Genomic DNA, 13,369 nt, shown 5'->3' on the forward strand with positions numbered 1-13,369 from the left:
CATGAAGCCGCCAATCCTGCCGTTCTGCCTGGCCGCCCTGGTGCTGGCCTCCTGCGCCGCCGACGACCCCCGGGCCGAAGGGCTCAATGTTCGCGCGCCCTATGGAAGCGTGGCAGGACAAGGCGCTGTCGCGAGCGGGTCGCCGGGCTCGTCCTATTCGAACATGGGACGACAGAGCCTGGCACAAGGCCAGCCTGAGCGGGCCGCGTATCAATTCGAGGAGGCGCTCAAGGTCAATCCCTTCGATCCGGTGGCGCTCAACAACCTGGCCGTGGCCAAGGCCGAGCAGGAGGACTACCACACCGCAGTCGATCTGCTCAGTCGCGCCGCCCGATTGGCGCCGGATGACGTGGAGATCGCCGCCAATCTGGCGCGGCTCCGCAACTGGGTCAACAGCGAGGCACTCAGTGGTGTCGACTCCGAGGACTGGAGTGGGCAGGCCGATCTTTCGGCTCTGCCACCACCGCCGCCCGACCTGTGGAATCCGCAGGTCTATCGCTAGGCTTTTCGCGCTTCGCGGCAACGATTCCCCAGGACAAGGAACGCCTCAGGACGAACAGATCGCCCGTTGGATGAGGACAGCCCGACCATCCTGATTGTCGGAGTATCCCTGCCACACGGCGATCCAGGCCGAGGCGGAGATCGGGCCAGGCGCCAGCCGCGGGACGGCGTCCATGGCGATATCCGCTTGCGGCTGGAGCGTGAACCTGCCTTCGTCGACCCGGACCGCAGGCCCGCGGGCTGCGCCGCCAGCCGAAAAGGTCCGCAACTTGATCGGCAGCACCAGTATTTCGCGATCACGACCCTTGAAGTCGACGTGCCGCAGTTCCTGCTACACGTTTTCGTAGGGAAAGACGTGGGCCGCGGCAGCGCTAGTCGCGCACAAGCCCATCAACGCGGCCGGTAGAAAACGGACTCCTTGGCGCTCAAGCCTGGCGGTCATGCTGTCCTCTCCCTGGCACCCTCTGCGAGCGAGTATGGCGAGCCCGACTGCGCTCGGTTATTCTTGCCGGATTGGGGAGTAGCCGTCCCGCGCAATGCGGGAGGGTGCGTCAACATGCTTGGCCGCTGCATCACATAGGCCATGGCGCACCCAGCCGGAGAACCGGTGTGGCGAGACCAAGGTTGACGTGAAGCGGCCACCGGGCGGGCTTCGCGCACCTTGTCTCGTATCCACTTGCCCGGTTCAGGAATCAAAATCTGATGGAAGCTTTCTGGATCGCCACCGGTACCGTTTTCCTCGGGGAACTCGGTGACAAAACGCAGCTGCTCGCGGTCATGCTCGCCAGTCGCTTTCGGCGTCCATGGATCGTGGTGGCCGGCATCCTGTTGGCGACGGTGCTCAATCACGCCGTGGCCGGGCTCGCCGGTAGCTGGATCAGGACCGTGCTGCCGGACGAATGGCTGCATTGGATCGTCGGCCTGTCATTCATCGCTGTTGGCCTTTGGGCGATCAAGCCGGATGGGATCGACGAATCCGAAGCGCAGCGCAGTGGCCGCAGCGTGCTGTGGATCACCGTCGTCAGCTTCTTCCTGGCCGAGATCGGCGACAAGACGCAGATCGCGACGACGGTGCTCGCGGCCCGTTTTGACGACTTACTCCAAGTGGTGGCCGGCACCACCAGCGGCATGCTGCTGGCCGACGTTCCGGTGGTGTTTCTCGGTGCCGCGATTGCCACCCGTCTGCCGTTGACGGCAATCCGCTGGACCGCCGCCGGCCTGTTCGTAGTGCTGGGCGTCACGACCCTGATCTGGGGCGGAACCTGGCTGGGTGTCGGGGCGGGGCAGGCGGGTTAACGGCCATGAGTTGCATCTCCACCCCCGGAAGATGAAGCATGTGAGTGCATCGCTCAGCAGCTGTTACCGACGTTAGAGGCGCCAGGGGTGGCGCTTGGCGAAGGAGCCGCATGCTGATCGGGCTGGTTTCGTGCTCCTTTGGAGTCGCGAAGCTTTGCTGTGCTCGCAACCCCGCGTTGTTTCACACCAACCGTTCCCCTTGCCGGGGCGGTAGAGGACTTCCACCTCCAAGCTGCTGCGCCCTGCCGGGCGCACCAACGAAAAAGCCGCACCGGAATCCAGTGCGACATTCTTCGAGTCCGCGTCGCTGGCGGCTCAGCGTTCCAGCAGCTTGAGCTTGTCCGGCTTGTCTTCCCACTGCTTGGCGTCGGCCGGAGGCTCCTTGCGCTCGGTGATCACCGGCCATTTCGGTGTCAGCTCCGCGTTGAGTTCCTTGTAATGCGCCTGTTCCGCCGGCAGATCGTCTTCCGCGAAAATTGCGTTCACCGGGCATTCCGGTTCGCACAGCGTGCAGTCGATGCATTCCTCGGGATCGATCACCAGAAAGTTCGGGCCCTCATGGAAACAGTCCACCGGGCAGACTTCCACGCAGTCCGTGTACTTGCACTTGATGCAGTTCTCGGTAACAACGAAGGTCATGGCGGTTCCGTTTATGGTCCTGGTGGATGCGTGGAGGCGCGCATTTTATAGATTCGCGACAGTTTTTGGGTACTTCAGTTGTGAGGTACTCCCAGCCAGCGTGCGAATCAGTCGCCCGAGCCCGTCGAGACTTCGCGGCGCGACGGATCCAGTGGCCGGCGGCTGAGGTCCAGCGCGTGAAAATTCGTCTGTCCGGCCGCACGGTCGGCGAAGAAGAACTTGAGGCTGTGCCAGATCGTCGGAAAGGCGATCTCGTCCCAGGGAATCTCGTCTTCGCGCATCAGTTGCGTTTCGGAGCTTTCGAAAGTCGGATGATGCTTGTCGCTGCGCATGCGACCGCGATAGATCGCGTAGATCTGCGACACGTAGGGCACGTTGATGACCACGAACAGATCATCGATATCGACCTCGGCGCCGGATTCCTCCAGGGTTTCGCGCGCGGCCCCTTCGCCACTGGTTTCGCCCATTTCCAGAAAGCCGGCCGGGAAGGTCCACTTGCCCAGGCGCGGCTCGATCGCGCGGCGGCACATCAGCACGCGGTCTTCCCACACTGGCACGCAACCGGCAATGACCTTGGGGTTGCGGTAGTGAATCGTTTCGCAGTTGGGGCAGACATGGCGCGGCAGGTGGTCGTGTTCGGGCACCTGCAATTCCACGGCGTGCCCACATTCACTGCAGAACTTCACAGACCGCTCCGGCTTACGACGGGAGCTTGGGCAAAGGGCAGCGGGCAGCGATGAGACTGGATCATGGATCTGGGGCGGAAACGATCGGGTGGGCGCTGGCGCCACGGAGCGCGCCAAGTCGGTACAGAGTAGCAGTCAGCGGCGCGGCAGTGGAATTCACCTGAAAAATCGGTGAACATCCGTGAAAACAACGCACTGACCATCATGCGTGATCGAAGTATTTTTGGCGGCTGTCGCGGCTGCAGCATCGCTTGGCGGGCAATAAGCAGCTTCTGCCATATGAACAGATATGCTTGGATGCTTGGCGTGCCTCGCTCGCTGACCGACAGAAAGCCGCGCTGGACGCTCAGCTTGCTGGCGTGAATATCATTCAGCGGCAGGCTGGGGGCGCGAAGCTCTGCTTCTTCCAGGTAGATCAAAAGCCGTTGCCGCTATTTTCAAATCAGGAACCTGACCAGCATGTAGCTGATGTCAACCTGAAGTCAGGCAGTGAGCCTACGGCGCCGACCATGCGGGCCAAGCTCTTTGTCCACCGAGAATGCGTGTCGGAAGTGTGCCTGCATGCTAAGCCCCTCGCCTTGGGCGTCCTTGACCGCGATACCTTATGAGGTGACACGATACTATATCGTCAGGGCATCGACACACACCTTTCGGGAGCCCACTTAAAGTCAGGGAAGCTTGAGGGAGGCCATGAAGAAACTCGCATTGTTGCTGTTGCTCGGTACGCTGAGTCCGGTCGTGTTCGCGCAGGATGACGACGAATCCGAAGGTCTGTTCGGTCTTGGCCTGCCCCTGTACGTGGCGGTGGACTACGTGATCGACGCCAAATTGTCGGTCTCTGATTCGAACGTGTTTCCGGAAGAGGACTTCGATACCAACTTCTACGTCGCGCATGTCGGCACGCGTTACAAGGCGATCGGCTTCGAACTTCAGTACGGAATCGGCGAGGACGATAACGACGCCGATTACGTTGAAACCGACCAGTACTACGGGGCCTTCGTGGTACCGACCGGCACCGTACGCGACATGGTCGAGATCGCCTTTCCGATCGGCTATACCCGCATGACCCTGAAACAGGGTGATCTCGAAGACGACTTCGAAGGCGGCGCCTACGGCATCAATCTGCAACTGCCGCTGAAGCTGGTGTCCGACAGTCTGCCGGACCTGCGCATCGTCGTTGGCGCCATGGTCTATCAGCAGAACGCCAACAGCCGGATCTACGGCTGGCACGCCGGCTTGCGCTACGACTTCAAGATTTGAGATCAAGCTGAAACGAAAAAAGGCGGCTCGGGCGCCTTTTTTCGTGCCCGGCCAAACGCAAACGATGTATTGCAGGCACTGCACGACAGGTTCGCCCATGAGCGCAGAGCTTGAACCCAGCAACGCGTGGGCTCCCTTCTCCCTCCGGGAGAAGGGCTGGAAATGAGGATGCTTTTCGCCGACCCGTACGTCTCGGATCGGAACACGACCAGCAGTCGCAGCTGGCCCAAGCCAGCTTCGTCCACTGCGGGCAGCTCACGGCACCAATTAAAAAGGCCTGGCGTCAGCCAAGCCGGAGATCGAGCCGCCTCGGTTGGGGCGAAGAGGGTGGCCGCAGGTCCCCGGCCCCTGCGGAGGGGGCGGGACAGGGTGGGGGCGTCGAACCCTGTGTGCCCACGGCACCAATTAAAAAGGCCTGGCGTCAGCCAAGCCTTTTTAATTGGTGCCGGAGGTGGGAATCGAACCCACACTCGGGGCTACCGAACACGATTTTGAGTCGTGCGCGTCTACCAGTTCCGCCACTCCGGCTCTTCGTGGACGCGATGCACGCACCGCACTCGAAGGTCGCGCATTATATCGACCCTCCGTCATTTGAGAAGCAAAAGTTCATGCATCGCAAGGACTTCGACTACGTGCTGCCCGAAGAACTGATCGCGCAACAGCCGGTGGAGCCGCGCTCCGCCTCGCGATTGCTGTGCGTGGACGGCGAAACGCCGACAGACCGGCAGATGCGCGATTTCCCGTCGCAGCTGAACTCCGGCGATCTGCTGATCTTCAACGACACGCGCGTGATCCCGGCGCGCTTGTATGGGCACAAGGACAGTGGCGGCCGGGTCGAGATCATGGCTGAACGCCCCCTGGGCGGCGCTGAATTCCTGGCGATGATCCGTGCCAGCAAGACCCCGCGCACCGGCAGCCGGATTCGCATCAACGACAGCGAGCAGCAAGTGGAAGTGCTGGGGCGCCAAGGGGAGTTTTTCCACTTGCGCCGCGCCGATGGCGGTGACGCGATCGAGCTTCTGGAGGCGGCCGGACATATCCCGCTGCCGCCCTACATCACACGCGGCGACACCGAGGATGACCGCCAGCGCTACCAGACCCTGTTCGCCCGCGAACCGGGCGCCGTCGCCGCGCCCACCGCCGGCCTGCATTTCGACGACGCGCTGATCGACGCGATCCGCGCGCGCGGCGTCCGTATCGAAACGCTGACGCTGCACGTGGGCGCCGGCACCTTCCAGCCAGTGCGCGTCGACAATCTGGACGAGCACCGCATGCACGCCGAGCGCTTCGAAATCACCCTGAAGCTGATGGAGGCGATCGAACACACCCGAGCCCAGGGCGGTCGCATCGTCGCCGTGGGCACTACCGTGGTCCGTGCTCTGGAATCCGCTGCGCAGGAGGGCGGCCTGCGTGTCGGAGCCGGCGAGACCCGCTTGTTCATCACCCCCGGTTACCGCTTCCGCGCGGTGGATGCGCTACTCACCAATTTCCACCTGCCCGAAAGCACGCTGCTGATGATGATCTCCGCGTTCATCGGCTACGAGACCACGATGAACGCTTATCGCCATGCCGTGCAGCAGCGCTATCGCTTCTTCAGCTACGGCGACGCGATGTGGCTGCCGCATTGCCGTTCCAAGGCGCAGCGGGAATCCTGAGGCGCCCGCACGCTCCGCTTGCCGGTCGCGCGGCTGGCCTGCATCTTGCCGCTTCACCTTTTTTGGTCCGCGGCCCAGATTCCATGCGTAGCCTACTCTGTCTGTTGTTGCTTGCACCCGCTTCCTTGGTCTTCGCGGACGGACCACCGGATCAGTCCGCGAATGCGATCATCGAAGCGCTGCACATGCAGAAAATCCCAGACGAGGGCGCCTGGTTCGCGCCGAGCTATCGCAGCGAATTGCGCGTGCCACCGAGTGCACTGCCGAAACGCTACGGCGCGGCGCGTGACCTCGGCAGTGCGATCTACGCGCTGATCACGCGCCGCGATTTCTCGGCCATGCACAGGCTGCTTACCGACGAAACCTGGCACTTCTATGCCGGCGATCCGATCGAACTGTTGCTGCTCCACCCGGACGGACACAGTGAGCAGGTGCTGCTCGGTAGCGAGGTGCTGGCCGGGCAGCGGCCGCAGTTCACCGTTCCGGCAGGTGTCTGGATGGGCGCGCGGCCCGCGCGAGACACCGCCGATGCCTACTCCCTGTTCGGTTGCACGCTGACCCCCGGTTTCGACTACGGCGACTACGAGCCCGGCTACCGCGATCAACTGCAGGCCCGCTACCCGGCACAGGCCGAGCGAATCGCCGAACTGACACGCCCGCAATTTCTCACCGCACCGCCAGCGGAGGCTGCCCCAAGCGAAGCGGCTGTCGAATCGACACCGCCACGCCCGTTTCAGACTCAGGCGATCGCGGCCAGCGAACTCGCGCCCGGCGTTTCGCTGCGCGAACTGGTCGGCCGCAGCGCCGTCGTTCCGCGCGAGGATTACAGCGTGGCCCACTTCAGCCTGGAAGCCGGCAAGGGGACAGGCCAGAGCTACAACCGGGCGGGCAAGGAATTCTTCATCGTCACCGCCGGAGCGGGCACGGTAGCGGTAAACGGCACCGAATCACCGGTCAGCGCCGGCAGCATCGTGGTGCTGGACCCGGGCGTGAAGCATGCGATTTCGGCCGGCGCGGATCAGGGTATCGAGTTCTATGCGGTGACCGTGCCTGCCTTCAGTCGCGAGGACTACGTGCCTGTCGAGTGAGCTGCGAAAAAGGTGGCTGATTCAGTTTCCAGTTATCGACAGACATGTTGTGTCCAAAAGCAATTCTGGCGAGGGTCTTGCGAAATTCCCGCTGAAGTTGGGTTGAGAGCTTGCGCCAGCCGCGCGCTGGTCAAGTTGCGACCAATCCGGAAGCCTTTGACTGAAATCCGGATAACGATGTGGTCAAGAAGAGTCCATGTCTCGGTTTGGCGGGCACGGTGAACCCGGCGCCATCGCGCGCGGAGGGTGTGGACGGGGTCCGACGCCGGGGGCTAGGTGACCCATCGCAGCATTTGATCGGCGTTGAGTCGCTCCACCAAGTCCGAAGTCTGCGTCGGACATCGCCGGTGAGAAAATCAGGCTTGTTCTGGAATTTCGAAAGAGGCTCTTCTGACTATTTTTTCTGAGCGATGGCCGAGAAGAAGGCGCCCTGATCCGCAGCCGCCTGCTCGCAAATCTGCTTTACCGATGCGCGTGAGGCCATCGCTCGGTTGTAGTCGTCGAACTGCGGGATCGCCGCGCCGACGAGATCCTCGTTCCAGATCGCGAGGCAGCAGCGCTTCACCAGGTTCAGGTGCGGCCAGACGGCGCAATCCACGGCGCTCAATTCCGTACCCACGGCAAACGGTGCGAAGCTCAGCAGTCGGGCCAGAGCCGGCAGGTTCACATCGAGCTGTTGCCGCACTTCACGCTCCTGGCTCTCCGAACGCGGCGCGCGGAAGAACGCGGCCGGGTAGAGCCGCCGCGCCACCCATTCCACATAGAGTTCGCAGAACTGGATCGCCTCGCGCTGCTTGGCGCGCGTGAACGGATCTGCGCTATACAGCGGCGCTTGCGGATACTGATCGTCCAGATATTCCAGAATGGCTTGCGATTCGCTGATGCTGCCCTGTGGTGTGATCAGGAACGGCACCTTGCCGATCGGCGAGTCGGCGTAGGCCGCCGGCTCCAGCCACGGGAAGCAGCGCTGCTCGTCGTAGTCGATGCCTTTTTCCAGCAGGGCCAGGGCGATCTTGTTGTGGTAGTTGCTGGTGGCGAAGCCACGCAGGCACAGCGTGGGGGCAGGGGTGCTCATGCGCTGGGCAGCCTGTAGTCGGCGTACTGCTCACGCAGCTTGAGCTTCATCAATTTTCCGGTCGCGGTATGCGGCAGGTCTTCGGCGAACACCACGTCGTCCGGCATCCACCACTTGGCGATCTTGCCTTCGAACCAGGCCAGCATCCGGTCGCGGTCGAGGTCGGAATCCGGTTTGCGGATCACCACCAGCAGCGGGCGTTCGTCCCATTTCGGATGCTTGACAGCGATGGCCGCCGCTTCCAGCACATCCGGATGGCCGATCGCGATGTTCTCGAGTTCGATCGAACTGATCCATTCGCCACCGCTCTTGATCACGTCCTTGCTGCGGTCGGTGATCTGCATGAAACCCTCGGCGTCGAAGTTGGCGACATCGCCGGTGGTGAACCATCCGTCGCGCACGGATTGGTCGTCCGGCTTGCGGAAATAGCCGCTGGTGACCCAATGGCCGCGAATCTGAAGATTTCCGGAGGAGTTGCCATCGTGCGGCAGGGCTTCGTTGTCGGGGCCGGCGATGCGGCAGTCAACACCGAACAGCGGGCGGCCCTGCTTGCATTGAATCGCCAGCTTGTCCTCGGTCGACAGATTGCGCTGCGAATATTTGAGCGAGCCCGCGGTGCCGACCGGACTGGTCTCGGTCATGCCCCAGGCATGCATCACCTCGACGCCGTAGACCTCCTGAAACTCGCGAATCATCGACGCCGGCGCGGCCGAGCCGCCGACCGTGATCTTCTTCAGCGTGGAGAACTTGAGCCCGTGCTCACGCACATGGTTGAGCAGACCGAACCAGATTGTCGGCACGCCCGAACTGGCGGTGGTGCCGGTTTGCTCGAAGAATTCATAGAGGCTCTTGCCGTCCAGTCCCGGGCCCGGCATCGCCAACCGGTTGCCGACGATGGGCGCCGCGTATGGAATACCCCAGGCGTTGACGTGGAACATCGGCACCACTGGACATAGCGTGTCCGTGGCCTTGAGTCCCAATACATCCGGCACGCAGGTGGCAAGCGCATGCAGCACGGTGGAGCGATGCGAATACAGCACGCCCTTGGGATTGCCGGTGGTGCCCGAGGTGTAGCACAGCGAGGAGGCGAGCCGTTCGTCGAGTTCCGGCCAGGCGTAGTCGCCGTCCTGCGCGGCCAGCAGTTCCTCGTAGCAGAGCACGTCCAGCGCGGTGTCCGGCATGTGCGCTCGATCGGTCATCAGCACCACACGCGGCTGGCACTTGAACTGCCCGTAGAGCTTTTCGACCAGCGGCAGGAACGTGAGATCCACGAACAGCAGCCGGTCTTCGGCATGGTCCACGATGAAGGCGATCTGTTCGGCGAACAGGCGCGGATTGATGGTGTGACAGATCGCGCCGGTGCCGGAGATCGCGTAATACAACTCCACGTGCCGGTAATTGTTCCAGGCCAGCGTGGCGATGCGGTCGGATTCGTTCACGCCCAGCGCCAGCAAGGCCTTGGCAAGCTGGCGCGAGCGTTGTTCGACTTCGCTCCAATTGCTGCTGTGAAAGCCACCCTCGGTGAGTCGTGATTCGATTGCGGCATTGCCATGCCAGCGTGCGGCATGTTTCAGCAGTGCCGCGATATTCAGCGGCATGTCCATCATCAGGCCATTCATTTCGTCTCCTTAGCGGCATGCGTTGAAGCGTTCGGTCAGCGCTAGCATCCGGAATTGTCATGACCGATACGCAAGCCCGAATTCGCAAGGATTCGGCATCGCTCATTTCTTTACATCGATGAGGGGCGACGATAGCATCGGCTTCCATAAAAACGAAACAGTATTTCGCACAGCGAAACAAAATAAGTCTTTGCCGAATCCGCGACCGTCCCTGAAAGCTCGTGGTGCGAGGATTTCCGACTTTTGAGAGGAGCGAGCATGTCCGCAGTTGAGTACCGTATCGAGGGGCCGTGCGCCGTCCTTGTGATGCAGAACCCGCCAGTGAATGGCTTGGCCCAGGCGGTACGAACGGGCGTGATGGAAGCGCTGGATCGCGCGCTTGCGGACGCCGAAATCAAGGCGGTCGTGATCACCGGTAGCGGCGGGCATTTCTCGGGCGGCGCGGATATTCGCGAGTTCAACACGCCGAAGATGGAAGCCGCACCGAGCCTGCACGACCTCATCGCGGCGATCGAGCGATCCGCCAAACCTGTCGTCGCCGCGATCGAAGGCACCGCCATGGGCGGCGGCCTGGAGCTGGCGCTGGCCTGTCACTACCGCGTCGCCACCGGCAAGTCGGTGATCGCGCTGCCGGAAGTGAAGCTGGGCCTGCTGCCGGGTGGTGGCGGCACGCAGCGACTGCCGCGCGTCGTGGGCCTGGAGCTGGCGCTGAACATGATCGTTTCCGGCACGCCGGTGCCGGCCGCCAAACTGGCGCAGACCGAGTTGTTCGACGCCGTGGTCGAATCCGGCGCGGTGGCGGCCGCCAGCCAATTGATCGCGGACCGTCTCGCCGCCGGCGAAGTGCCGGTGCTGGTGCGCGACCGCAAGCTCGTGCACGCCGATGCCGAGGCCTTTCTCGACATCGCCAGACTCAATGTGCGCGCCATGGCCGGAGCTTATCCGGCGCCGATGGCCTGCCTGGAATGCGTGGCCGCGTCGACCAGCAAGCCGTTCGACGAAGGTCTGCGTTTCGAGTGCGAGCAGTTCACCTTGCTGATGAACGGCGAGGAATCCAAGGCGCTGCGTCACGCGTTCTTCAGCGAACGCGCGGCCAGCAAGATTCCGGATGTACCGTCGGACACGCCGCTGCGCCGCATCGACAAGCTGGGCGTGATCGGCGCCGGCACCATGGGCGGCGGCATCAGCATGAATTTTCTCAACGCCGGCATCCCCGTCACCCTCGTCGAGCAGAAGCAGGACGCGCTGGATCGCGGCGTGGCGACGATGCGTGGCAACTACGAGCGCTCGCTGAAGAAGGGCAAGCTCAGCCAGGACAAGCTCGATACACGCATGGCCTTGCTCACGCCGTCCCTGTCGATGGAGGCGCTGGCGGACTGCGATTTGATCATCGAAGCGGTGTTCGAGGAGATCGGGGTCAAGCAGCAGGTGTTCGAAGTGCTGGATGCGATCGCCAAGCCCGGCGCGATCCTGGCTTCGAATACTTCCACGCTGGATGTGGACCGGATCGCTGGATTCACCCGGCGGCCGGCCGATGTGTTGGGCATGCATTTCTTCTCGCCGGCCAACGTCATGAAGTTGCTGGAAGTGGTGCGCGGCAAGGCCACCGCCAAGGACGCCCTGGCCACGGTCATGGCGCTGGGCAAGAAGATCGGCAAGACCGCCGTGGTGTCCGGGGTCTGCGACGGTTTCATCGGCAATCGCATGCTCGAACCCTATGTGCGCGAGGCGCTGTTTCTGGTGGAGGAAGGTGCGAGCCCGCAGCAGGTCGACAAGGCGATGGAGCGTTTCGGCATGGCCATGGGGCCGTTCCGTGTCGGCGATCTGGCCGGCAATGACATCGGCTGGTCGATCCGCAAGCGGCGCTACGTCGAGCGGCCGGAGATGTTCTATCCCAAGCTGGCCGATCGCCTGTGTGAACTCGGCCGCTTCGGCCAGAAGGTCGGCAAGGGTTGGTATCGCTACGAACCGGGCCGGCGTGACGCGATTCCCGATGCCGAGGTGACGGCCTTGATCGACTCGCACCGGCGCGAACTGGGCATTACTCCACGCGCGCTCAGCGATGAGGAAATCGTTTCGCGCTGCGTGCTGGCACTGGTCAACGAGGGCGCACGGCTACTGGAAGAAGGGATTGCCGCACGCGCGTCCGATCTCGATGTGGTCTATCTCAGTGGCTACGGCTTCCCCGCGCTGCGCGGCGGCCCCATGCACTACGCGGACAGCCTGGGCCTCTACAACGTGGCCCGCAGCATGCGCGGCTACGCCGCCAGCGCCCACGGTGATCGCGCGTTCTGGACGCCTGCTCCCTTGATCGAAAAGCTCGCCGCCGACGGCGGAACCTTCAACTGAGCCCGGACCCTTCAGCCATGAAAGAAGCCCTGATCGTTTCCACCGCGCGTACCGCCCTGAGCAGGAGCTGGAAAGGCGCGTTCAACATGACTCACGGCGCCACCCTGGGCGGCCATGTGACGCAGCACGCCGTCGAGCGTGCCGGGGTCGACCCGGCCGAAATCGAGGATGTGCTGTTCGGCTGCGGGTATCCGGAGTCCGCCACCGGCTCCAACATCGCGCGTCAGATCGCCTTGCGCGCAGGCTTGCCGGTGTCGGTGGCCGGCGCCACCGTCAATCGTTTCTGCTCGTCCGGCCTGCAGACCATCGCCATGGCGGCGCAGCGCATCATTGCCGGCGAAGGTGAAACCTACGTCGCGGGCGGCGTCGAGTCGATCTCCTGCGTGCAGAACCGCATCAATCGTCACATGCTCGTGGAGAACTGGCTCGGCGAACATAAGCCGGAAATCTACTGGTCGATGCTGCAGACTGCCGAGACCGTGGCCCAGCGTTACGGCATCAGCCGCGAACGGCAGGACGAGTACGGCGTGCGCAGCCAGCAACTCGCCGCCGCCGCGCGTGAGGCCGGAAAGTTCGACGACGAGATCGTGCCGCTGAGCACGCGCATGGCGGTCGCCGACAAGAAGACCGGTCAGCTCGGCACGCGCGACGTCACCGCCGCGGCCGATGAAGGCATACGCGGCGACACCGTGCTGGAGGTCGTCTCCAAGCTGCGTCCAGCCTTGCCGGGCGGCGTGATTTCGGCCGGCAACGCCAGCCAGTTCTCGGACGGCGCCTCCGCCGCCGTGGTGATGGACGCGGCTACCGCCGCCGCCCGCAACATCAAGCCCCTGGGCGTGTTTCGCGGCTTTGCCGTGGCCGGCTGCGAACCCGATGAAATGGGTATCGGTCCGGTGTTCGCCGTGCCCAAGCTGCTCAGGCGCGCCGGCCTCACGGTGGATGACATCGACCTCTGGGAACTCAATGAGGCGTTCGCGGTGCAGGTTCTGTACTGCGCCGACCAGTTGGGTATCCCGATGGACAGGCTCAACGTCAACGGCGGCTCGATCGCGGTGGGCCATCCCTATGGCATGACCGGCGCGCGTCTGGTCGGGCACGCACTGATCGAGGGCAAGCGTCGCGGCGCCAAGCATGTGGTGGTGACGATGTGCATCGGCGGCGGAATGGGGGCGGCCGGCCTGTTCGAAGTGGTGTAGTGCCA

The 13,369-nt window shown here is 63.3% G+C and carries 13 protein-coding genes, 1 tRNA gene and 1 riboswitch; of the genes, 7 read left to right on the forward strand and 7 right to left on the reverse strand.

What is annotated here, in order from left to right; all coding sequences use genetic code 11:
• Nucleotide 1: 1 nt before the first annotated feature.
• Entirely contained in the window at nucleotides 2-502 is a 501-nt protein-coding gene (locus RM530_RS08220; RefSeq protein ID WP_311364743.1) for a tetratricopeptide repeat protein, read from the forward strand.
• A 45-nt stretch (nucleotides 503-547) separates the two neighbouring features.
• Here the strand turns inward: RM530_RS08220 and RM530_RS08225 are convergent, their stop codons facing one another.
• Entirely contained in the window at nucleotides 548-784 is a 237-nt protein-coding gene (locus tag RM530_RS08225; RefSeq protein WP_311364744.1) for a hypothetical protein, read from the reverse strand.
• 229 nt (nucleotides 785-1,013) lie between these two features.
• Nucleotides 1,014-1,188, forward strand: a riboswitch (yybP-ykoY riboswitch).
• A 15-nt stretch (nucleotides 1,189-1,203) separates the two neighbouring features.
• Here RM530_RS08225 and RM530_RS08230 point away from each other — a divergent pair.
• On the forward strand, nucleotides 1,204-1,797 hold the full coding sequence (locus tag RM530_RS08230; RefSeq protein WP_311364745.1) for a TMEM165/GDT1 family protein: 594 nt from the start codon (nucleotides 1,204-1,206) through the stop codon (nucleotides 1,795-1,797).
• Nucleotides 1,798-2,112: 315 nt separating this feature from the next.
• Here RM530_RS08230 and fdxA read toward each other — a convergent pair whose 3' ends face one another.
• The 3 genes from fdxA to RM530_RS08245 all read right to left on the reverse strand — a co-directional run bounded on the left by fdxA (nucleotide 2,113) and on the right by RM530_RS08245 (nucleotide 3,541).
• On the reverse strand, nucleotides 2,113-2,436 hold the full coding sequence (gene fdxA, locus RM530_RS08235; protein WP_311364746.1) for a ferredoxin FdxA: 324 nt from the start codon (nucleotides 2,434-2,436) through the stop codon (nucleotides 2,113-2,115).
• Between the two features lie 107 nt (nucleotides 2,437-2,543).
• Nucleotides 2,544-3,122 (reverse strand): NUDIX hydrolase, encoded by a 579-nt coding sequence (locus RM530_RS08240; RefSeq protein ID WP_311364747.1) that lies wholly within the window; start codon nucleotides 3,120-3,122, stop codon nucleotides 2,544-2,546.
• Nucleotides 3,119-3,541, reverse strand: coding sequence for a hypothetical protein (locus tag RM530_RS08245; protein ID WP_311364748.1), 423 nt, complete (start codon nucleotides 3,539-3,541; stop codon nucleotides 3,119-3,121). The genes RM530_RS08240 and RM530_RS08245 overlap by 4 nt, the downstream gene beginning before the upstream one ends.
• A gap of 271 nt (nucleotides 3,542-3,812) precedes the next feature.
• Here RM530_RS08245 and RM530_RS08250 point away from each other — a divergent pair, with 271 nt between their 5' ends.
• Complete coding sequence (locus tag RM530_RS08250; RefSeq protein WP_311364749.1) at nucleotides 3,813-4,382, forward strand: hypothetical protein; 570 nt, start codon at nucleotides 3,813-3,815, stop codon at nucleotides 4,380-4,382.
• A 440-nt stretch (nucleotides 4,383-4,822) separates the two neighbouring features.
• On the opposite strand, the gene RM530_RS08255 is transcribed toward RM530_RS08250, so the two are convergent.
• Nucleotides 4,823-4,910, reverse strand: a tRNA-Leu gene (locus RM530_RS08255).
• Nucleotides 4,911-4,990: 80 nt separating this feature from the next.
• Between RM530_RS08255 and queA the strand changes: the two genes are divergently transcribed.
• Nucleotides 4,991-6,037, forward strand: coding sequence for a tRNA preQ1(34) S-adenosylmethionine ribosyltransferase-isomerase QueA (gene queA, locus RM530_RS08260; RefSeq protein WP_311364750.1), 1,047 nt, complete (start codon nucleotides 4,991-4,993; stop codon nucleotides 6,035-6,037).
• A gap of 83 nt (nucleotides 6,038-6,120) precedes the next feature.
• Nucleotides 6,121-7,125 carry a cupin domain-containing protein gene (locus RM530_RS08265; protein ID WP_311364751.1) on the forward strand — a complete coding sequence of 335 codons (1,005 nt, stop codon included), beginning with the start codon at nucleotides 6,121-6,123 and terminating at the stop codon, nucleotides 7,123-7,125.
• A 394-nt stretch (nucleotides 7,126-7,519) separates the two neighbouring features.
• Here RM530_RS08265 and RM530_RS08270 read toward each other — a convergent pair whose 3' ends face one another.
• Nucleotides 7,520-8,200, reverse strand: coding sequence for a glutathione S-transferase family protein (locus RM530_RS08270; protein ID WP_311364752.1), 681 nt, complete (start codon nucleotides 8,198-8,200; stop codon nucleotides 7,520-7,522).
• Complete coding sequence (locus tag RM530_RS08275; RefSeq protein WP_311364753.1) at nucleotides 8,197-9,819, reverse strand: 3-(methylthio)propionyl-CoA ligase; 1,623 nt, start codon at nucleotides 9,817-9,819, stop codon at nucleotides 8,197-8,199. Before RM530_RS08275 ends, RM530_RS08270 begins: the two co-directional genes overlap by 4 nt.
• 258 nt (nucleotides 9,820-10,077) lie before the next feature.
• Here RM530_RS08275 and RM530_RS08280 point away from each other — a divergent pair, with 258 nt between their 5' ends.
• The gene (locus tag RM530_RS08280) at nucleotides 10,078-12,168 is read left to right on the forward strand and encodes a 3-hydroxyacyl-CoA dehydrogenase NAD-binding domain-containing protein (protein WP_311364754.1); all 2,091 of its coding nucleotides are present in this window, start codon (nucleotides 10,078-10,080) and stop codon (nucleotides 12,166-12,168) included.
• Nucleotides 12,169-12,185: 17 nt separating this feature from the next.
• Complete coding sequence (locus RM530_RS08285) at nucleotides 12,186-13,364, forward strand: acetyl-CoA C-acyltransferase (RefSeq protein ID WP_311364755.1); 1,179 nt, start codon at nucleotides 12,186-12,188, stop codon at nucleotides 13,362-13,364.
• Nucleotides 13,365-13,369 lie beyond the last annotated feature (5 nt).

Origin of the sequence: Banduia mediterranea (genome assembly GCF_031846245.1) — a bacterium.
GTDB lineage: Bacteria > Pseudomonadota > Gammaproteobacteria > Nevskiales > Nevskiaceae > Banduia > Banduia mediterranea.